The organism is Marinobacter sp. NP-4(2019) (assembly GCF_003994855.1).
GTDB lineage: Bacteria > Pseudomonadota > Gammaproteobacteria > Pseudomonadales > Oleiphilaceae > Marinobacter.
Window position 1 is genome coordinate 2,387,527 of record NZ_CP034142.1, and the last position, 20,094, is coordinate 2,407,620.

The 20,094-nt window shown below is 56.3% G+C and carries 20 protein-coding genes; 11 read left to right on the forward strand and 9 right to left on the reverse strand.

All coding sequences use genetic code 11. From position 1 onward, the window contains the following. The first annotated feature begins 102 nt into the window (after window positions 1–102). The 4 genes from tusD to EHN06_RS10895 are packed head-to-tail and all read left to right on the forward strand — an operon-like array spanning window position 103 to window position 1,497. The gene (tusD, locus tag EHN06_RS10880) at window positions 103–516 is read left to right on the forward strand and encodes a sulfurtransferase complex subunit TusD (RefSeq protein ID WP_127332599.1); all 414 of its coding nucleotides are present in this window, start codon (window positions 103–105) and stop codon (window positions 514–516) included. Window positions 517–519: 3 nt separating this feature from the next. After that, window positions 520–870 carry a DsrE family protein gene (locus EHN06_RS10885; RefSeq protein ID WP_127332600.1) on the forward strand — a complete coding sequence of 117 codons (351 nt, stop codon included), beginning with the start codon at window positions 520–522 and terminating at the stop codon, window positions 868–870. A 33-nt stretch (window positions 871–903) separates the two neighbouring features. Further along, the gene (gene tusB / locus EHN06_RS10890; RefSeq protein ID WP_228257276.1) at window positions 904–1,176 is read left to right on the forward strand and encodes a sulfurtransferase complex subunit TusB; all 273 of its coding nucleotides are present in this window, start codon (window positions 904–906) and stop codon (window positions 1,174–1,176) included. A 3-nt stretch (window positions 1,177–1,179) separates the two neighbouring features. After that, complete coding sequence (locus tag EHN06_RS10895) at window positions 1,180–1,497, forward strand: TusE/DsrC/DsvC family sulfur relay protein (protein ID WP_206075653.1); 318 nt, start codon at window positions 1,180–1,182, stop codon at window positions 1,495–1,497. On the opposite strand, the gene EHN06_RS10900 is transcribed toward EHN06_RS10895, so the two are convergent. The 3 genes from EHN06_RS10900 to nfuA form a co-directional block, all read right to left on the reverse strand. Continuing rightward, window positions 1,494–1,841: a hypothetical protein gene (locus tag EHN06_RS10900; RefSeq protein ID WP_127332603.1), complete on the reverse strand. Its 348-nt coding sequence runs from the start codon at window positions 1,839–1,841 to the stop codon at window positions 1,494–1,496. The two genes, EHN06_RS10895 and EHN06_RS10900, sit on opposite strands and share 4 nt — an antisense overlap. Before the next feature lie 30 nt (window positions 1,842–1,871). After that, a complete protein-coding gene (locus EHN06_RS10905; RefSeq protein ID WP_206075654.1) occupies window positions 1,872–3,071 on the reverse strand; it encodes a DUF445 domain-containing protein in 1,200 nt (399 codons plus the stop codon). A gap of 241 nt (window positions 3,072–3,312) precedes the next feature. Beyond that, the gene (gene nfuA / locus EHN06_RS10910; RefSeq protein ID WP_127332604.1) at window positions 3,313–3,900 is read right to left on the reverse strand and encodes a Fe-S biogenesis protein NfuA; all 588 of its coding nucleotides are present in this window, start codon (window positions 3,898–3,900) and stop codon (window positions 3,313–3,315) included. A 220-nt stretch (window positions 3,901–4,120) separates the two neighbouring features. On the opposite strand from nfuA, the gene metH reads away from it, so the two are divergent. The 4 genes from metH to EHN06_RS10930 all read left to right on the forward strand — a co-directional run bounded on the left by metH (window position 4,121) and on the right by EHN06_RS10930 (window position 10,549). Further along, window positions 4,121–7,819 (forward strand): methionine synthase, encoded by a 3,699-nt coding sequence (gene metH / locus EHN06_RS10915; protein ID WP_127332605.1) that lies wholly within the window; start codon window positions 4,121–4,123, stop codon window positions 7,817–7,819. A 23-nt stretch (window positions 7,820–7,842) separates the two neighbouring features. Beyond that, a complete protein-coding gene (locus EHN06_RS10920; RefSeq protein WP_127332606.1) occupies window positions 7,843–8,082 on the forward strand; it encodes a DUF2970 domain-containing protein in 240 nt (79 codons plus the stop codon). A gap of 315 nt (window positions 8,083–8,397) precedes the next feature. Further along, window positions 8,398–10,050: a nitrite/sulfite reductase gene (locus EHN06_RS10925; RefSeq protein ID WP_127332607.1), complete on the forward strand. Its 1,653-nt coding sequence runs from the start codon at window positions 8,398–8,400 to the stop codon at window positions 10,048–10,050. Continuing rightward, window positions 10,043–10,549 carry a DUF934 domain-containing protein gene (locus EHN06_RS10930; protein WP_127332608.1) on the forward strand — a complete coding sequence of 169 codons (507 nt, stop codon included), beginning with the start codon at window positions 10,043–10,045 and terminating at the stop codon, window positions 10,547–10,549. The genes EHN06_RS10925 and EHN06_RS10930 overlap by 8 nt, the downstream gene beginning before the upstream one ends. 175 nt (window positions 10,550–10,724) lie before the next feature. Here EHN06_RS10930 and EHN06_RS10935 read toward each other — a convergent pair whose 3' ends face one another. Further along, the gene (locus tag EHN06_RS10935; protein ID WP_127332609.1) at window positions 10,725–11,723 is read right to left on the reverse strand and encodes a YhdH/YhfP family quinone oxidoreductase; all 999 of its coding nucleotides are present in this window, start codon (window positions 11,721–11,723) and stop codon (window positions 10,725–10,727) included. Between the two features lie 25 nt (window positions 11,724–11,748). Further along, entirely contained in the window at window positions 11,749–12,810 is a 1,062-nt protein-coding gene (sohB, locus tag EHN06_RS10940) for a protease SohB (protein WP_127332610.1), read from the reverse strand. Between the two features lie 227 nt (window positions 12,811–13,037). Here sohB and EHN06_RS10945 point away from each other — a divergent pair, with 227 nt between their 5' ends. After that, entirely contained in the window at window positions 13,038–13,352 is a 315-nt protein-coding gene (locus EHN06_RS10945) for an SCP2 sterol-binding domain-containing protein (RefSeq protein WP_127332611.1), read from the forward strand. Window positions 13,353–13,415: 63 nt separating this feature from the next. On the opposite strand, the gene EHN06_RS10950 is transcribed toward EHN06_RS10945, so the two are convergent. The 4 genes from EHN06_RS10950 to EHN06_RS10965 form a co-directional block, all read right to left on the reverse strand. Further along, complete coding sequence (locus EHN06_RS10950; RefSeq protein WP_127332612.1) at window positions 13,416–15,122, reverse strand: chemotaxis protein; 1,707 nt, start codon at window positions 15,120–15,122, stop codon at window positions 13,416–13,418. Window positions 15,123–15,246: 124 nt separating this feature from the next. Next, the gene (gene dnaQ, locus EHN06_RS10955) at window positions 15,247–15,987 is read right to left on the reverse strand and encodes a DNA polymerase III subunit epsilon (protein ID WP_127332613.1); all 741 of its coding nucleotides are present in this window, start codon (window positions 15,985–15,987) and stop codon (window positions 15,247–15,249) included. Window positions 15,988–16,004: 17 nt separating this feature from the next. Next, window positions 16,005–16,448: a ribonuclease HI gene (rnhA, locus tag EHN06_RS10960; RefSeq protein ID WP_127332614.1), complete on the reverse strand. Its 444-nt coding sequence runs from the start codon at window positions 16,446–16,448 to the stop codon at window positions 16,005–16,007. Window positions 16,449–16,468: 20 nt separating this feature from the next. Next, window positions 16,469–17,251: a class I SAM-dependent methyltransferase gene (locus EHN06_RS10965; RefSeq protein ID WP_127332615.1), complete on the reverse strand. Its 783-nt coding sequence runs from the start codon at window positions 17,249–17,251 to the stop codon at window positions 16,469–16,471. A 96-nt stretch (window positions 17,252–17,347) separates the two neighbouring features. Between EHN06_RS10965 and gloB the strand changes: the two genes are divergently transcribed. Both gloB and EHN06_RS10975 read left to right on the forward strand, forming a co-directional pair. Further along, window positions 17,348–18,151, forward strand: coding sequence for a hydroxyacylglutathione hydrolase (gene gloB / locus EHN06_RS10970; protein ID WP_127332616.1), 804 nt, complete (start codon window positions 17,348–17,350; stop codon window positions 18,149–18,151). Window positions 18,152–18,297: 146 nt separating this feature from the next. After that, the gene (locus tag EHN06_RS10975; protein ID WP_127332617.1) at window positions 18,298–20,046 is read left to right on the forward strand and encodes a lytic transglycosylase; all 1,749 of its coding nucleotides are present in this window, start codon (window positions 18,298–18,300) and stop codon (window positions 20,044–20,046) included. Window positions 20,047–20,094 lie beyond the last annotated feature (48 nt).

Here is a 20,094-nt window from a genome sequence, read left to right on the forward strand (position 1 = left end):
TCAATAATCACAGATTGATTTGCTCTAAAAGCCCCGGCATTTGCCGGGGCTTTTGCTTTCGGTACACTTACCTTCTGACCTCATCGGAATAAACCGTTACAGATGGCTGCTGACAAACATACGTTTACGCTGGTCATAACCGGCGCCCCCTACAGCTCCCAGGCGCCAGAAACCGCACTTGGATTTGCCCACTCCGTCATTCGGGCGGGACACACTATTGATCGGGTGTTCCTCTACGGGGAAGGCGTTCACTTGGCCTCGTCACTGGCCTCACCGCCCTCGGACGAAACCAACTGGACACGGGCCTGGAGCGACTTCCTGCAGGAACATTCGGTACCCGCCGTTGCCTGTATCGCTTCGGCGCTCAGGCGGGGACTGGTTAACGAGTCCGAGAAGCAACGCTACCAACTGCCAGCCAGCAACCTCGCGGCACCGTTTGAAATCGCCGGCCTCGGCGAGTGGGTGGAAAGCACCCTGCACTCCTCCCGCGTTATCTATTTCCACGGTGGAGTCTGACCCATGCACACGCTGATTGTCATTGACCAGCCCCCTTACGGCAGCTGGGGAGGACGAGAGAGCCTGGACATGGCCTTCTCACTGGCCGCCTTCGATCAGCCGGTCTCGCTGTTGTTTATTGGCGCCGGCGTGCTCTGGCTCAAACAGGGACAGGAGCCAGCCGGCATTAGCCAGAAATCGGTAGAGCGGAACCTGGCGGCAGCCAGCATTTTCGGGGTCGAGTCACTGCTGGCGGATGCCGCAGCCTGCGAACGATTTGGTCTTGGCGAGGGCAACCTCATCAATGGGGTTACCCGGATTGAACAGACAGGCACGACGATGGAACAGTACCAACACGTTGTGTTTTCAGGTTAACGCGTCAGCCGCGCTTCACAGGATATCACTGCTATGCACACACTCCATATCGTCAGCAAGCCTCCGGGCCACACACGGTTCCGTGAATGCCTGGGCATGATGGGCGAACAGGACGCGATCCTGCTGACCGGAAACGCCGTCACCGCCCTGGCGGATTCAACCGTCACATTGCCGGACACGGTTTATGCTTTGCGGGAGGATCTTCGTGCCAGGGCGATTGAAGTCCGACAGGATAGTTCCGGCCAGATCACCTTCGATGATATGGTTTCTCTCACCATTCAGGCACAACGGGTTATCAGCTGGTAAATCATGACAACGGTCATTCGTAACAGTGAGGGGTTTCTGGAAGATGCCTCCGCATGGACAGCGGACGTTGCCCGGAAAATTGCGTCAGAGGATGCGATAGAACTTTCAGAAAATCATTGGGAAATCATCATGTTCCTGAGGGACTTTTACAAAGAACATGAGATATCACCCCCTTCCAACCGACTGTTTGTCAAAGCGGTAAAGGAAGCTTTTGGTGAGGAGAAAGGAAACAGCATTTATCTGATGCAGCTGTTTCCCGGAACGCCGGCGAAAACCGCCTGCCGTATCGCAGGACTGCCCCGACCGACGAATTGCCTTTAATCAGCCCGCTGGTCGAAGCCATTCCCCCGGGAATGTCGCTCCAGGTCTGCGGCGCTGCCCAGGAAACTGCTCAACCCGTTTTCAAACAACCCTGAGCCAAACTTCAGGAACTGACGAGTGGATTCCTTGACCGTACTCTCGGGGAGCTCCCTGAGACTCTCTGCCACGCCGGCCTTCACCCCACGCGTGACCCGCGGTTCGATGTCCCGTGAGGCTTCAATCAGCTCCTCAACCTTACGATCCAGGTAGGGACGCACAACCCTGAACCAGAAGACAGCCAGCACACCCAGTACAATCAGGGCGGTGATGCCTGCCTGGGCCAGTAACGTTAGTCCGAATTCCATGTGTGGCTCCTAGGGGTAGTTTATGGCTAATTACGCGAGCAGGTTGTTGAGGGCAATATACTGCAGGAGGCCCGCCAGGGCACCAAACAGCCCGCCAACAACCATTAACTGGACTTCTTCCTCACGGAAGGCCGGCCGAAGGATATCCTGGAATTCCGATGGCTTCAGGGATTTCATCTGCCCGGCCAGTACGTCTGCCACTACAGGGGCCCGCTCCCGGTTGAAAGCCGGGTCGCCGAACACATCCCGGGTAGCCAGGACAGCCTTTTGGTTCATCGCTTTTTTCAGTTCCGTGTAGCCCGTCATTCCAACCGCCACCTGGGCGGTTACCTTCATCGCCACCGAATTGTCCAGTAACGGCCGCAGGTGCTTCTGGATAATGGCCCGGGTGCGATCACCGTGGCTACCGTTAATCATCGCATCAGCGACCTTTTCAACGGTGATCAGCTCTTCCGCAACCAGGCGGGCCCATACATCACTGATCTCCGGCTGCCGGCGCAAAAACAGGCCCTGCACCTTCCAGAACAGGAAGCGCCTGGGCTTCAGCGGACTGAAAATGAGATTAATCGCCAGCCAGTTTGTCAGAAATCCAACAGCAAAGCCGCCTAGCGGCAAAAGCCAGGGTTCCGGATATTTTGCCCAAAGCGGGGCCAGGATCGCGCCCAGCAGGCCACCGATGATGGCGCCACGATTGATCACAGAGCGCAATTCAACCGAACCGGCCTGTTGGAAAATCCGGTTCATCAGATCAGGATGATGCTCGAGTTCGCGACTCAGCAGGGCCTTGAGATCGACCAGGTCGTTAAGGTCGTCCCCGAAATCCTCCACCAGCGACTCAATACGCGAAGGCAGCTGCTCTCTCGCCCACTCGTAGATACGGTTTCTCAGGAACAGGGGCAGGTTATCCCAGAGTACAGGCTGAATTTCATACATGACTTCGTCGATGTACTCATCCAGCCGCGGATTCACCTGGGCAACAACCTGCTCGACGATGCGGTGGGGCTCCAGCTTCTGGTAGACAGCGTTGAGATCCCCGAACTGCTGAAGCGTACGATCAATACAGATGTGCGCCATTTTCTCCGACTTGCGGGGAATAACACCCTGCCAGCCGATGGCGCCGATTCCAATAAACCGGACCGGATAAAAGGACATCTGAATGGCGAGCCAGTTGGTAAACCAGCCGACGATCGCCGCCATCAGTGGCACAGTGAGAAGTGCAACGTCGAACAAATCTAACCCCGGTAATGTAAATGTCGCAGGTATGCGTACCCCGCGAGTGCGCCTTATTGGTCAGACAGGCATGGTACCCGTCCTTAGTTCTTGATTGTGTGACAGATCATGAAGTAATTGAAATACAAGAGCATTGGCCGTATAGCCAATAAAGCGAGGGTAATGCGGCAGCAGTGGTTGCTGTTGGCCGGCTCCCGAAAACATGCATCGGAAACCGGCTAACAAACGATGGACGGGGAACTTACTGGTAGTAGGCGTTCTCGGTATAGGTGTGGTCCGTCACATCCCGGACAGCCGTAATCTCGGGGATGCGCTCTTTGAGGGTGCTCTCAACGCCCTGCTTGAGCGTCAGGCTGACAGCACTGCAACCCTGGCAACCACCACCGAAGCGCAGCACGGCGACGGACTCGTCGACGATTTCCACCAGTGAGACGTCCCCACCGTGAGCAGCGAGATTCGGGTTAATCTCGGAAGCCAGGATGTAATTCACGCGGTCCGGCAAAGGCGCGTCATCATCAATCTTCGGCACTTTGGCGTTGGGCGCTTTAATGGTGAGCTGACCGCCCATCTGATCCTTGGAGTAATCCACATACGCTTCCTCGAGGAAGGGTACCGAGTTATGGTCCAGGAACAGGGTAAATTTACCCAGATCCAGTTGTTCGTCGGTTGGAACAACCTCGTTGGGCGGGCAATAGGCCAGACAGGTCTCGGCGTTCTTGGTGCCGGGCTGGGTCACGAAGATTCGTACGCCCATGCCTTCGACGTCCTGCTTTTCAATAAGTTGTGCCAGATAATCCCGTGCGGGATCAGTCACAGTAACCAATGCCATGTTTTCAACCCATTTGAAAGTTTGAGTCCATTTTAAGGGAGTTCGCCTGAACATGAAAGACCAAGTAAAATAGTCGGGCATTACGCCGATGATGAATTTCACCTATTGACGCGAATAATTGACTATCGTCATCAGTACCGGGACGGAATCCTGCAATTTTGCTATGATCCCGCGCCGCTCAGTTAAATACGACGTTAAACACGACTTCCGGAAGTACGCTATGACCGATCGCACCACTCGCCTGGAACAGCTCCACAAGGCCCTGCAGGAACGCATTGTTGTCCTTGATGGCGGCATGGGTACCATGATCCAGAACCTGAAGCTGGACGAGGAGGCGTTTCGTGGCGAACGATTTGCAGATTACGACCGGGAGGTCCAGGGCAACAACGACCTGCTGAATCTGACCCAGCCTGCCCTGCTCCGCAATATCCACGCGGATTATCTGGACGCCGGTGCGGACATCATCGAGACCAACACGTTCAACTCGACCCGGCTGTCCCAGGCGGATTACGGATTGGAATCCATCGCCAAGGAATTGAACGTTTCTGCCGCCAAGCTGGCGCGAGAGATCGCCGACGAATTTACGGCCAGGAACCCGGCAAAGCCCCGGTTTGTCGCAGGCGCTGTCGGCCCCACCTCGCGCACGGCTTCTATTTCACCTGACGTCAACAACCCCGGTTATCGCAACGTCGATTTCCAGACCCTGGTGGACAACTATTACGAAGCGGTGGAAGGCCTGGTCGAGGGTGGCTCCGACCTGATCCTGATCGAAACCATTTTCGATACCCTGAACGCCAAGGCGGCCATTTACGCCACACAGCAATATTTTGAAGACAGCGGCATCACCCTGCCGATCATGATTTCCGGCACCATCACCGATGCCTCCGGCCGCACCCTGTCCGGACAGACCACGGAAGCCTTCTGGAACTCGGTGGCTCATGCCAAGCCCATTTCCGTGGGACTGAACTGTGCTCTCGGCGCCGACGCCCTGCGCCCCTATGTGGAAGAGCTGTCCGCCAAGGCGGAAACCTACGTCAGCGCGCATCCGAACGCGGGCCTGCCCAATGAGTTCGGCGAGTATGACCAGACGCCGGAAGAAATGGCCGAGATCATCGAAGGCTTCGCGAAGGACGGCTTTCTCAACATTATCGGTGGGTGTTGCGGCTCCCGCCCGGACCATATTGAGGCCATAGCCAGCGCGGTGGCCAAGTATCCGCCCCGCAAGATTCCCGAGCGTCCCAAGGCGTTGCGCCTGTCCGGCCTGGAGCCATTTACCGGTGACGAAAACACGCTGTTCATCAACGTAGGTGAACGGACCAACGTAACCGGCTCCAAGCGCTTCCTGCGCCTGATCAAGGAAGAACAGTACGAGGAAGCGTTGAGTGTTGCCCGTGATCAGGTCGAAAACGGCGCCCAGATCATCGACATCAACATGGACGAGGGCATGCTGGATTCGAAGGAGGTTATGGTGACCTTCCTCAATCTTGTCGCCTCCGAGCCGGATATTTCCCGCGTTCCCATTATGATCGACTCATCCAAATGGGATGTGATCGAAGCCGGCCTGCGCTGCATTCAGGGCAAGGCAGTGGTGAACTCGATCAGCCTCAAGGAAGGCGAAGAGGAATTCATCAAGCGCGCCCGTGACTGCATGCGTTACGGTGCCGCCGTCGTCGTCATGGCCTTCGATGAGCAGGGGCAGGCGGACACCTACGAGCGCAAGACCGAAATCTGTAAGCGCTCTTACGATGTGCTGACCGGCATCGGATTCAATCCGGCGGATATCATTTTCGATCCCAACATATTCGCCATTGCCACCGGCATTGAAGAGCACAACAATTACGCCGTCGACTTTATCAACGCCACCCGCTGGATCCGGAAAAACCTGCCCCACGCCAGTATTTCCGGCGGTGTCAGCAACGTCTCCTTCTCCTTCCGCGGCAACGATGTGGTGCGTGAGGCGATCCACTCGGTCTTCCTGTACCACGCCATCAAGGCCGGCATGAACATGGGGATCGTTAACCCGGGTCAGTTGGTCATCTACGATGAGATCGACCCTGAGCTCAAGGAGTTGGTGGAAGACGTCGTACTCAACCGACGGGACGACGGTACCGATCGTCTTCTGGAAATCGCCGAGCGCTTCAAAGGCAAAGGCGGAAAAACCCAGGAAGAAGATCTCGCTTGGCGTGAATGGCCGGTACAGAAGCGCCTCGAGCATGCTCTGGTCAAAGGCATTACCAACTACATCATTGAGGACACCGAAGCCTGCCGCGTTGAGGCCGATCACCCGATCGAAGTGATCGAAGGTCCACTGATGGATGGCATGAACGTGGTCGGCGACCTGTTCGGTGACGGCAAGATGTTCCTGCCCCAGGTGGTGAAAAGCGCCCGGGTAATGAAACAGGCCGTTGCCCACCTGATTCCGTTTATTGAGGCGGAGAAGACCGAAGACCAGAAGGCCAAGGGCAAGATCCTGATGGCCACAGTAAAAGGTGACGTTCACGATATTGGCAAGAATATCGTGGGTGTGGTGCTGCAGTGCAACAACTACGAAGTGATCGATATGGGCGTGATGGTGCCCTGCGACAAGATCCTTGAAACAGCCAAGAAGGAAAATGTCGACATTATCGGCCTCAGCGGCCTGATTACGCCGTCACTGGACGAGATGGTCCATGTCGCCCGGGAGATGCAGCGACTGGACTTCCATATTCCGTTGATGATCGGTGGCGCAACCACCTCCAAGGCCCACACAGCGGTGAAGATCGAACCGCAGTACAAGAACGATATCGCCCTGTACGTGTCGGATGCATCCCGTTGTGTGAACGTGGCCTCCCAATTGCTCAGTGACACGGCCAAGCCCGCGTTTGTCGAAGCGGCCCGTACGGAATACGATGAAATCCGCGAACGGCGCAAGAATCGCGGGGAACGCACCAAACTGGTATCTCTCAAAGAGGCCCGGGATCGGGCCCCCGAGATCGATTTTTCCGATTACCAGCCACCAAAGCCAAGCTTTACTGGCATTCGCGTATTTGAGGACTATGACCTCAACGAACTGGTGGACTACATTGACTGGACCCCGTTTTTCATCTCCTGGGATATGTCCGGCAAGTATCCGGCCATATTCGATGACCCCAAACGGGGCGAAGCGGCCCGTACGCTCTTTGACGATGCCCAGAAAATCCTGCGCCAGATGATTGACGAGAAACGGGTCTCCGCAACGGGTGTTATCGGGTTCTGGCCAGCCCAACGCCGGGGCGACGATATTGTCGTCTATAAAGACGAATCGCGGACCGAGGAACTGACCATCCTGCACCACCTGCGTCAGCAGGATGACAAGGCACCCGGTAAGCCGATGATGACACTGTCGGATTTCGTTGCGCCGGAGGCATCGGGGATAGCCGATTACGTGGGCGGCTTTGCCGTGACTGCCGGTGTAGGTGCCGAGGAACTGTCCGTTGAATACAAGGACCGCAACGACGATTATAACGCCATAATGGTAAAAGCCCTGGCCGACCGGCTGGCGGAAGCGTTTGCCGAACGGATGCACGAGCGGGTGCGGAAGGAGTTCTGGGGCTACGCCACGGATGAAAAACTGGCCAACGAAGACCTGATTCGCGAGCGCTATCGTGGCATCCGACCGGCTCCCGGCTATCCGGCCTGCCCCGACCACACCGAGAAGGCCACGCTGTTCCAGCTGCTGGAAGCAACCGATAAGACCGGGATCGAGTTGACCGAGCACTTTGCCATGTATCCAACGGCCGCGGTATCAGGCTGGTACTTTGCCCACCCCGAGTCCAAATACTTTGCGGTCGGCAAGATTGGCGTGGATCAGGTTGAAGACTATGCTGAGCGCAAGGGTATCTCGAAGGCGGAAGCCGAGCGCTGGCTGGCGCCCAGTCTGGCCTACGACCCGGCCGAATAATTCACTGTAACGGGATGATTCAGATGGCTAACGAGGGGAACGAGGACAACAAGAACGAGAAACCTCCATCGGCGCGTCCGGGGGTGCTGAAAATCATGCAAAGCATCGTCGCCGGCGCCTTCGGTGTCCAGTCGGACAAACGCCGGCAGGAGGACTTTTCCAGCCACAGCCCGCTCCCCTATATTATTGCGGGCCTGCTGTTCACGGTCGGCTTTGTCGTGACCCTGGTGATTGTCGTGAAACTGGTGCTGTCCGGGCAGTAGTCTACTGCCCGCTTACCCAGACCACGGCAAATGCCACTACCAGCATAATCAGTAACACCGCAGCCACGGCATCAACACTGCTATCAGAGTGTGTACCTTTCTTCATTCCGGAAATCTCCTGAAACCTGTTTTTGTTATAGAGATAAGTTAGGCACTGAATTGATATTCGTCCAGTCTTTTTGGCCACTCATTATCACCTAAATCGATAAACATATTTGGAAATAATCATTTTAAGAATATATGCACGGTGATATTCTGCCCTCCTCAAAAGGCTATAAAGCCTTATACCACGCGTTTTAGCAGGACGTTTTTACTATGTACGTATACGACGAACACGATCGGCAAATTGCAGCCGAACGGGTTGCACAATTCCGTGACCAGACCGAGCGCGCTCTCGCTGGCGAACTGAGCGAAGACGAGTTCCTTCCCCTTCGCCTCCAGAATGGTCTTTACGTTCAGCGTCTTGCGCCCATGCTGCGGATCGCCGTCCCTTATGGCATGCTTCGGTCCGAGCAACTGCGCCGTCTGGCACGGGTTACCCGTGATTACGACAAGGGTTACGCCCACTTCACCACCCGCCAGAATGTTCAGTTGAACTGGCCGGCACTGGAAGACGTCCCGGACATTCTGGCGGAACTGGCGGAAGTGGAAATGCACGCCAACCAGACCAGTGGTAACTGCATTCGCAATACCACCACGGATCAGTTCTCCGGCGTTCAGGTCGATGAGATCGTCGATCCCCGGCCTTATTGCGAGATTATCCGCCAGTGGTCCACGTTCCATCCGGAATTTGCGTTCCTGCCCCGTAAGTTCAAGGTGGCGGTGAATGCGTCCGAGAAGACCGACCGCGCGGCCATTCAGGTTCACGACATCGGCCTGCAGATGGTCCGTAACGATCAGGGCGAGCTTGGTTTCCGCGTCCATGTCGGTGGTGGCCTTGGCCGCACACCGATGGTGGGCCCGGTGATTCGCGAATTCCTGCCGGAACTGGACCTGCTGACCTATCTGGAGGCTGTGCTGCGGGTGTACAACCGCTATGGGCGCCGGGACAACAAGTTCAAGGCGCGGATCAAGATCCTCGTCAAGGCGCTGACACCGGAAGGCTTTGCCGAGAAGGTCGAAGCCGAGTGGGCGCATATCAAGGACTCCCCCACCCGACTGACCCGCGAAGCCATTGAGCGCATTCAGGGCTACTTCACCGAGCCCGCCTACGACGCTCTGGAGAATGCGACGGAGTTGCTGGCGACCCAGCGCTTCGAGAACCGTCAGTTTGACCAGTGGCTCAGCCACAATGTCGACAGCCACAAGAAGCCGGGCTATGCCATTGTCACCCTGACCATGAAGAAAACCGGCACACCGCCCGGTGATGTGTCTGACACGCAACTGGAACAGATTGCCGAGCTGGCCGACCAATACAGCTTTGGTGAAGTTCGTGTCACTCACCAGCAAAATGTGGTGCTGGCAGACGTTCGTCAGGATCAGCTGTTTGAGCTTTGGCAGCGTATTGAGCCCATGGGTTTCGCAACAGCTAACCTCAACACCCTGACCGACGTCATTTGCTGCCCGGGTGGCGATTACTGCGCCCTGGCCAACGCCAAGTCGATTCCGGTTGCCGAGTCCATCCAGCGTCGCTTTGACGACATGGATTTCCTTTACGACCTCGGAGAGATTGACCTGAACATCTCCGGGTGCATGAACGCCTGTGGTCACCACCACGTTGGCAATATTGGTGTTCTGGGTGTCGACAAGAAAGGCGAGGAGTTCTATCAGGTAAGCCTTGGTGGTTCTTCTCACCATGATGCCACCATCGGCAAGATTCTCGGGCCGTCATTCGCCCAGGAAGACATGCCGGAAGTGATCGCCAAGATTATTGATGTTTACGTCGATAACCGGAAGGAGGAAGAACCCTTCCTGGAAACCTATCGCCGTATCGGAATTGAGCCATTCAAGGAGCGGGTCTATGCCTGAAGTTATTACGAAAGACGGGGCTATCAAGCAGGACTCCTGGGTGGTTGTTCCCCGTCCTGCGGATGGCGACTCCCTGGATGTTCCTGCTGACCAGCCGGCGCTGATTCCGGCGGATCTGTGGCTGGCCGGCAAGGAGCATTTTGAGGGCCGTGATGATATTGGTGTCTGGTTCGACAGTCACGATGAGCCGGAACTGCTTGAGGGGCTGGTTAATGAGCTGCCTCTGATTGCGGTGAATTTCCCGAAGTTCAGTGATGGCCGGGGCTATAGCATTGCGCGTCTGTTGCGCGAGCGTTTTGGCTATGAGAATGAGCTGCGGGCAATCGGGGATGTTCTGTTGGATCAGCTGCAGTTTATGAAGCGCTGCGGGTTTGACAGTTATGCCCTGCGGGAAGATAAGGATGCTTCCAAGGCTGCCCGGTCTCTGAACTTTTTCAGTCTGGGGTATCAGGCGGCTACGGATACGGATGTGCCGCTGTTTCGGCGTCGGGCTTCCTGACCGCTGTACTCCCCTAACGAACAAAGGGGAAACGGGTTACCAAAACACGCCTCAAGACGTCCCTGTGCGGCTTGGGCTCCGCCATCCATGGCTCCGCACAGTTTTGGTAACCCGTTCCCCCTTTGTTCTGGCTAACCTCTCAGGCTAACCTGCTATACAAAGACACCCCCCCCTTTTAAAGAGCATGATCCAGGACGATCTTGCCAGACGACTCCCCTTTCAAGAACGCCTTCAAAGCACCGTCCAGTTGACCACGTCCAATATCGCGGGCGGAGGCTTCGGTTTTCGGGCATGCCCACTCACCAGCGAATTTCTTCCAGACAGCGGCTTTGTCCGCCAGCGGGATTTCCACTGAGTCCACGCCAAGCAGGTTTACGCCCCGCAGGATGAACGGCAGTACGGTGGTTTCCAGTTGTGGGCCGGCGACCAGACCGCAGCAGGATACGGAACCGCCGGGCTGGATTTGTTTCAGGAGCTCTGCCAACGGTTGTCCGCCGACGGTGTCTACGGCATTGGCGAATGCGGGCTTGAGCATGGGTTTTTTCTCGGCGGCCAGGGTGTCACGGCCGACGACTTCGGAGGCGCCGAGGGCTTTCAGGTCGGCGGCGTGATCCTGTTTGCCGCTGATGGCGACCACTTCGAAACCAAGCCTTGATAACAGCTCTACGGCAACGCTACCGACAGCGCCGCTGGCGCCGGATACGGCGACTTTGCCCTGTTCGGGGGTGGCGCCCATTTTTAGCAGTTTCTGGACGCAGAGTCCGGCGGTCAGGCCGGCGGTACCGTAGATCATGGCGGTGCGGCTGTCCCAGCCGTCGGGCATGGCTACGCACCAGGACGCCGGTACGCGAATGTACTCGCCAAACCCGCCGTCGGTGTTCATGCCCAGGTCGTAGCCGGTCACAATAACTTTGCTACCGACAGCCGGTTCGCCAGTGGCGGATTCGATCACCTCACCGGCAGCGTCAATGCCCGGGGTATGAGGGAAATTTCTGGTCACCCCCTTGTTCCCGGATGCGGACAGTGCGTCCTTGTAGTTCAGGGACGAGTGACTGACTCTGATCAGTACCTCATTTGCTGGCAGGTCACTGGTCGACAGGGTCTGTTCACTGCCAACGTATGCCCCATCCTGTTCCTGTACACGCCAGGCTTTGAATTCGGTCGTTGTTGTCATACGGCTCCCCGCTTGTCTGTATAAGCTACTGGATTTTCTGGTTACGAAACGCGCTCAACACTTTCCATACGGTGTGCTCAAGGGCTGCACTGGTCGCCAGGCCAAGCTTTTCGGGCAAGGTTCGTTTGCGCTGGTAAGTCACTGAGATTACGTCCGCACTCTCACAGGCTTCAATGAGATATTCGTCGGAAGTTTTGATTTCATCGACCAGGTTTACGTCCAGCGCCCGGCGCCCAAACCAGATGTCACCATTGGCTACTGCGGAAATGTCGAGCCCAGGGCGGCGTTCGCTGACATATTCCTTGAAAAGGACGTGGGTATCTTCGAGGTCTTCCAGAAATTTTTGTCTGCCTTTGTCTGTGTTTTCGCCAAAGACAGTCAGCGTCCGCTTGTGCTCGCCAGCGGTCAGCACTTCAAAATCCACATCGTTCTTTTTGAGGAAGCGGTGGAAGTTCGGCAGTTGGGCAACAACGCCAATGGAGCCAAGTATTGCAAAGGGAGATGCAACGATGCGGTCTGCTACACAGGCCATCATGTAACCACCACTGGCAGCGACTTTGTCCACGCAGGCGGTGAGATGCAGCCCCTTGCTGCGGATCCTGTCCAACTGAGCAGCCGCCAGACCGTAGGAATGCACCAGGCCACCGCCGCTCTCCAGCCGAATGACGACCTCATCGGTGGCCGGATTCGCCACACTCAATACCGCCGTCACCGCCCTGCGCAAAGGATCGGTGTCGCTTGCCTTGATGTCGCCATCGAAGTCCAGAACGAACACGCGCTTCTTGCCTTCCGCCTGCTCTTCCCCGGCTTTCAGTTTTTCCTTTTCTGCCTTGGCCCGGGCTTTCTCTTCTTTCTTATGCTTCTTGGACCAGGCCTTGCGCTCGTGTTCCGAGAGCAGGCGGGCATGAAGAGATTCTTTCAGCTTGCGGTACTTTTCATTAAGCTTGCGGACCCGCAACTCCCCTTCACTGTCGTCTTCCTTATCCCTCTGGGCTGCTGACATAACAACCGAAATAACCACGACCAATGCAACAACCAGTGTCACGGCCTTGGCGACGAATAAACCGAACTCTGTCAGAAATTCCAAATTGCTTCTCCAGCCTGATTTTCAAAGCGCTGATTGTAACTTACAGGTCTCATTGTGGTAAGCAACAGGGAAATTTAAAACAAGCGTTCGATCGAGCTTGACACTGCCATGTTGTCACCATAAAGTCGAATGGCTGCGTCGGCTAACCCTGGCCTTCCGGAACAGGCTCACTGCCAGGGCCGTCAAGCCGTCGCCAAGCCAAGACAATCATCAATAAGGGTAAAATAATGTCTGTAGCTCAGGTATTTGACAAACTCGAACAGAACTTCAACGCAGACGCAGCCGAAGGCCTGGATCTGGTATTCCAGTTCGATATCGAAGATGACAAAACTTACCACCTGGTCATCAACGATGGCACCTGCAAACTCCACGAAGGTGCCCACGACGATCCTTCCGTAACCCTGATCATGAACTCTGAAACCCTGCAGGGCATTGTCTCAGGTGAAACTGACGGTATGCAGGCATTCATGGCTGGCCAGCTTCGCGCAGAAGGCGACATGATGCTGGCGACCAAGCTGGGCGAACTGTTCAAGATGGGCTAAACGGCCCCGGACAGAGAGACCTGAAAAAACCCTGCCTCGTAGCAGGGTTTTTTATGTGGTTTTTCAAAGACCGACATCACTCAGTGACGACTCGGCAAGACGCAGCAGATCTGAATTGCGATCCTCGCGCTTGCCAATGCTCTCGATGTAATACTCCAGGGAGGTCAGCGCATCCGCCAGGGCTTCCAGTACCTGTGGGGACGGTGCTTCCCGGGAATCCAGCAGTCGCTCCTGAATGGATGCCGCCACTCGTTCCAGAACTCCGGCGGCACCGGGATCCCCCACCATGTGCAGCCCACCCCAAATGCTGTGCAGCGTTCCCGGAAGGTTGGCAAGATGCAGCCTGTCATAATCAGACTCGATGAAGGCAGTGATCGCGCGCTTGGCCAGGGTCAGCGCACTGCGGGCCTCATCGGCAACGACATAGGTGGCCTCCTGAAGATAGAGGGATTCATCGCGCTTACGACCACCCGCTACCAGGGAATCGGTTTCGGCGGTAATGCCGCGAGTAACGATCTGCATGATGGCATCTTCAATACCGAGCACGGAATCCGCCAGCGCGTACAACTCGTCCTCTCCTGGCGACCGCGACTCGGACTCCCAGCTACGTAATCGGGTGGCTTCTCCGCGGCACTTTCCGGCCAGTTGGCTGAGGTCCAGCATGACCAGGGTGTTACCGAGCCGCTCAAGGGTATCTGCAATCGAGGAGAACTCTGCCAGGTCCGGCTCAATGCCTCGCTCAATAATATCCAGCTTGTCCTTAAGCTGATTAAGCTCATCCTGCAGGGCTTCCGACAGGGATTTGAGGACATCAGCGCCGGGACCATAAAGCCTGCGGGCATGGGCCTCCAGCATGGAGTCGGGGAATTCCGCGGGCGTGAGCCGATACGCCGAGAGAATGTTGGTTACCTCGGGGTTGCCAGAGCCGCTGCGGTAAAGAACATAAACCATGTCGCGGATCAATGAGTCAGGGGCATCCTTGGAGGTTGCCACCTTTCCCACGTATACCACTTCCCTGGCATACTTTTCGATACGCATGAACATGCGCTTGCGAGCCTTGGTGAAAGGCATCGCCCGGTCAAGCATGGTATCCGCGACGATGGACACCAGACACCACATGTGCCCCATCGGCGTGCCCTGGCATACTCTCGCTAACCCGCGGGCCGCGCGACCGAACAGCTTTTTGCTGACTACCTCGTTGCGTTCCCGCAACATGCCCAGCAAGGCCACCTGAAAGGTTAACCTCATCCGGCGGGCCAGAATTTCGTATTCGGCCTCATTTCCCTCAAACGGCTGTACCGACATCCCTGCGCAGAAGTCCGGTCGCTTTCTGACGTCTATCTCAAAGAAGCAGGATTCCGGATACGGCCTCTCCCTGCGCGCTTCACGCAGGTCGTTGATGACCGGCAACAGGAGTTCCGGGTGATCGACCCGTTGCTGGTGGTAATACTCGACATACCGCCGCAGGATAAACAGAGCGCTGTTCAGGGTGGTCAGCAGAATGTTCTTGTCGTCATTTGCGCCGACGGGCACGTCATTCGCCATGCTGACGGCTTCCTGGCACAGCAGAATGCCCCCGCGCAGCTCGACAAGTATAAAGATACCGCGAAGCTGGTTCAGAAAATCCACGCAATTCTGCAGGTCTTCACCGCTCTCACGATTTTCCTGAAAGCGTTCAAGGCTGGACTCCGCCTGCTTTATGGTCTGCTCAATTTCACCTTTGACAAGATCAAAGGACTGTGACTTCGTCGCCAGAGACGATTGAACCATAAACGCTTCCTGTTAACTTCGCGGAAACTACCGCGTCCTGTTCTTGGAATAGGTACTTATAACACAAAACTCAAGTTGCTCAAGAAATTGGGAATGTAACAAATAGTACAGGCTGACCCAGTTCTCAATTCGGGTTGGCGGTGTCCTCCTGACTCCCCGCTGAATTTTCCAGACGCTCCCAGACAGTCCCGCCCGCCTGTTTGGCAAGACCTTCCATAAACTCTTCGTGGGCTGCCCGTTCCTGCTCGGAAGCCTTTATCACTTTGAGCGGTTTTCTCTCCGCTGCCAGACGACGTATGCCGTCAACGCCGCCATTGTCGTCAGTGCCGGCGTCCAGAGAAAGCGCTGTCTGACCGCCGGTGAGCAGGAGGTACACATCGGCCAGGATCTCGGCGTCCAACAAGGCCCCGTGCAATTCCCGGTTGCTGTTATCGACCCCGTAGCGTTTGCACAAGGCATCGAGGCTGTTCTTCTGCCCCGGATGCTTTTTCCGGGCGATGGCCAGGGAATCCACGACACTGCAATGATCCCCGGTTTTTCGCAGGGGCTTCAGTCGTGCGAACTCGGCATCCATGAACCCGATATCAAACGCTGCGTTGTGAATGACCAGTTCGGCACCTTTGATGAACTCAAAGAACTCATCGGCGATTTCGGAAAACACCGGTTTGTCCGCCAGGAATTCATTGGTGATACCGTGAACGGTAATGGCTTCCGCTTCAACTTCACGTTCGGGGTTGATGTATACGTGATAGTTACGACCGGTCAGTTGCCGCTCCACCATTTCCACGCAACCAATCTCGATGATGCGATGGCCTTCTGACGGATCAATGCCCGTGGTTTCAGTATCCAGTACTATCTGTCTCATGTTCGCCCTGTCTCTGACTACGTATTAGCCAACTCTTCAACACCCCGGTTCGCCAGCTCGTCTGCCAGCTCGTTATCCGGAACTCCGGAATGCCCCTTGACCCAATGCCAATTCACTTTGTGGCGGGCAACCTGATCGTCAAGCTCTCGCCACAAGTCTTCATTCTTTACCGGTTTCTTCGCGGCGGTTTTCCAGCCGTTACGTTTCCACCCGGCCATCCATTCCGTGATGCCCTTACGCACATACTGTGAATCTGTGTACAGCTCCACCTCACAGGCGCGCTTGAGCGTTTCCAGCCCCCGGATCGCGGCCATCAATTCCATGCGGTTGTTGGTGGTTTGCCGTTCACCGCCATGGAGGGTTTTTCTGGCATCGCCATACCGGAGAACCACGCCCCATCCACCCGGCCCCGGATTACCCTTGCAGGCACCATCGGTATAAAGAACAACCTTACCGGCCATTACTACTCCCTGACTTGTCTCTAGTTAACACGGGTGCGACCAACGCACCCCCGGGACGCACCCACGGTCCCGGACCCCGGCAGTGTAATGGCTTTTTGCTTGTTCCACACGGGGCGACGGGGAATACGTGAACACACCCGCTTCCTGGCGACAATGCAGTAATAGGCGCCAACCGGCAGGATTCCGTTTCCGCAGACTCTCTCCAACAGACTCCTTCGACGCTCGGGGACCGGCTTCTGTAAAGGGAGGCGATAAAAACACGACCGGGAACACTCAACCGAAAAATCCAGCAATCTGAGCCAGTCTTCCATCCGGCTTTTCATCAGGAAGCGACCACCCCACGGCCCCGTCCGTGACCGCGACAGCAGTCGGCGCAGGCCCCAGACGCTCACAGGGTTGAACCCGATCAACAAGATGGTGCCCTCTCCCCGCAGGACTCGTGACGCTTCCCGCAACACCTGGTGGGGATGGGGTGAAAAATCCGCAGTATGATGAAGAATCACCAAATCCATAGAATCACCGGGGAATGGCAACTCATCAGCATCGCACACTGCCACCCCATCCGGAATGGCCGGTCCCCAGTTCGGTGTCGTCACTATCTTATGTGAAAAGTCAGTCCCACTGGCCAGCGGGACACGGTGACTGATCCCCACTTGCAGCTGCCTTGCCCCCGTCTTGTTTCCGAGATGATGATCAACGCAGGCACGCTGATCCGCCAGCAGCGCACGCCCCAGAGGCGTCTGGTACCAGCGTTCGAAACTGTCATGTCGTAGAGAAAAATCAACGGGTTCGCTTGCTGCCATTATGGTCTGCCCCCGGCTGAGTATTGACCACCCTTGGGACGGTCTGCGTAATGCATTATCATAACAGGCACATCCACCTGGCACATGTAGGGGCCTATGCTGACCATCACTGCAATTCCGGCGTTCAATGATAACTACATCTGGTGCCTTGCGGACACCGCTTCCGGCAAGGCGCTGGTCGTTGATCCCGGTCAGGCAGCCCCCGTCAGAGAGCACCTCCGGCAGCACAATTTGACGCTCGACACCATATTGGTCACGCACCACCACCCCGACCACGTTGGCGGCGTCAACGCCCTGGTCTCAGACGTGCCCGATTGCAGAATCACCGGGCCTGCCGACTCCCCTTTCCGGGAAGTCACCGAGCCGGTACATCCCGGCGATGAAGTTGTCTGGAATTCGATAACGTTCCAGGTATTCGGTGTTCCTGGCCATACCCTGGATCACATCGCCTATTTTTCCGAATCAAAAGTTGATGGTCATCCGGTCCTGTTTTGTGGCGACACTCTGTTTGTCTGTGGCTGTGGCCGACTGTTTGAGGGCACCCCAGCCCAGATGCGACAGTCCCTCAACACCCTGCGCAACCTTCCCGATGACGCCAGAGTCTATTGCGCTCACGAGTACACGCTCGCCAACCTGAAATTTGCCAGACACTGGCTTCCTGATGACGACAATCTCCGACAGTTTGAGGAAAAATGCCAATCACTCCGGGATGAAGGCAGAGCGACCGTCCCTTCCCTTCTCGGGGACGAGAAACGCCTTAACCCCTTCCTCAGATGGGATGACGCCGCTGTCGTAGCCGCCGCCCGGAGTTATTGTGCCGCCAAGGGCTTGCCGGCTGGCGATCAGGACGAAATATTTGCTGCCGTCAGGCACGGCAAGGATAACTTCCGAGCCAGTTAACAAATCCTCTCAATGACGTAACGAGAGCGTTCTTGACCCCCCTGGGGCGCATCCATAGAATCTTTTCAAAATTATTGCCATAACATCTTAAATATGCCGGGTTTTCATACATACCCCGGCATATCCAGCCAGTCGGAAGTACTATTATGTCAGTCAGACGGATATCTGCAGTTGTCTTTGCCAGCGCCATGATGGGCGGCTGTGCCAGCCTTGAAAACAATACCCCCGACTGGATCAAGCCCACCACCTATTTCGGTAGTGACAACACCGATGCCGAAGACAATCCGCTGGACTCGGAAAAGGTGACCGTCGCTGCAGGTGACCAGGAGCTCAAGGAAGCCACGGAGTCTGGTAACCGCCAGGGTACTTCCCGCACCGAGCTTGACGAAGCCATTTCTCCGGGACTGAAAGCAGCGGCTGAGGAAGCCAGAGCCAAACTTGATTCGCCATCGAATTATGACAGGGAAGACCCTGACAAAACCGTCGATCTTTGGCACCGCCTTCGGGCCGGTTTTGAACTTGACCATGATATTGCTGATCCCAGAGTCAAAGCTCAGCTTGACTGGTATCGCAAACACCCGAAATACATTGATCGGGTCGTCAAGCGCGGCAGCCGCTATCTGCACTACATAATCACGGAAACAGAAAAACGTGGGTTGCCGACCGAACTGGCCTTGCTACCGGTTGTCGAAAGCGCTTTTGATCCGTTTGCTTACTCCCATGGCCGGGCGTCGGGCTTATGGCAGTTCATCCCCAGCACCGGCAAATACTTCGGGCTAACCCAGAGTTGGTGGCATGACGACCGCAGAGACATCATCGAATCAACTGATGCGGCGCTGACCTATCTCGACCGGCTGGCCAAACGCTTTGACGGCGATTACACCCTGGCCCTTGCCGCCTATAACAGCGGTGGCGGCACGGTATCCAAAGCCATGCGCCGTAATCGGAATGCCAACAAACCGACGGATTACTGGTCACTCCGGCTGCCCCGGGAGACCACGCATTATGTGCCCAAGCTGATTGCCCTGGCCAAGATTTTCGACAAGCCGGAAGACTATGGCGTTGAACTACCGCCCCTGAACGACGAACCCTATTTTGAAATCGTGGAAACCGGTTCCCAGATGGATCTGGCCCAGGCTGCCGAGCTTGCCAGTGTCGACGTCGAGGAAATCTATCTGCTCAACCCATCCTTCAACCGCTGGGCAACGGCCCCGGACGGCCCTCATCGTCTGTTGGTCCCCAAGGAAAATGCCAGCAGCTTCAGGACGGCACTGAGCAAGATCCCGGAGAAAAACCGCGTCGCCTGGCGTAACTACCAGGTTGTTTCCGGAGACAGCCTGAGCACCATCGCCCGGAGATTCTCCACCACGACATCCGTCATTCGCAGGGTCAACAACCTTAACAGCGATATGATTCGCACTGGGCAACGCCTGATGATTCCCTCTGCCAGCAAGAACACAGATCAATACGCTCTCAGTGCGAGCCAACGCCTGGAAAAAAAGCAGTCGCGCAATCGCAGTGGCAGCCGGGTCAACTACACCATTCGTCGTGGTGACACCTTCTGGGATATTGCTCGTGAACACAGGGTCACGGTTCGCGAGGTGGCCGCCTGGAACAATATGGCGCCGGGTGACCCGCTGATTCCCGGCAAGAAGATCGTCATCTGGTCACAGTCCAGCCAGCCTGAAACCGTCGCCACCAGTAGTAGCCGGGGTCAGGCCATGGTGCGCAAAGTGGGCTACCGGGTACGCAAGGGCGATTCCCTGTCAGCAATTGCCAGCCGCTTTTCGGTGAATGTGCGCGACATCGCAAGCTGGAATGATCTTAACACCGCCCGTTATCTCCAGCCGGGCCAAAGTCTGGTACTCTACGTAGATATCAGGAACAGCCCCTGAGACTGTCGCCAACGGCAGGAACGCCAGGGAATAAAAACAATCATTGTT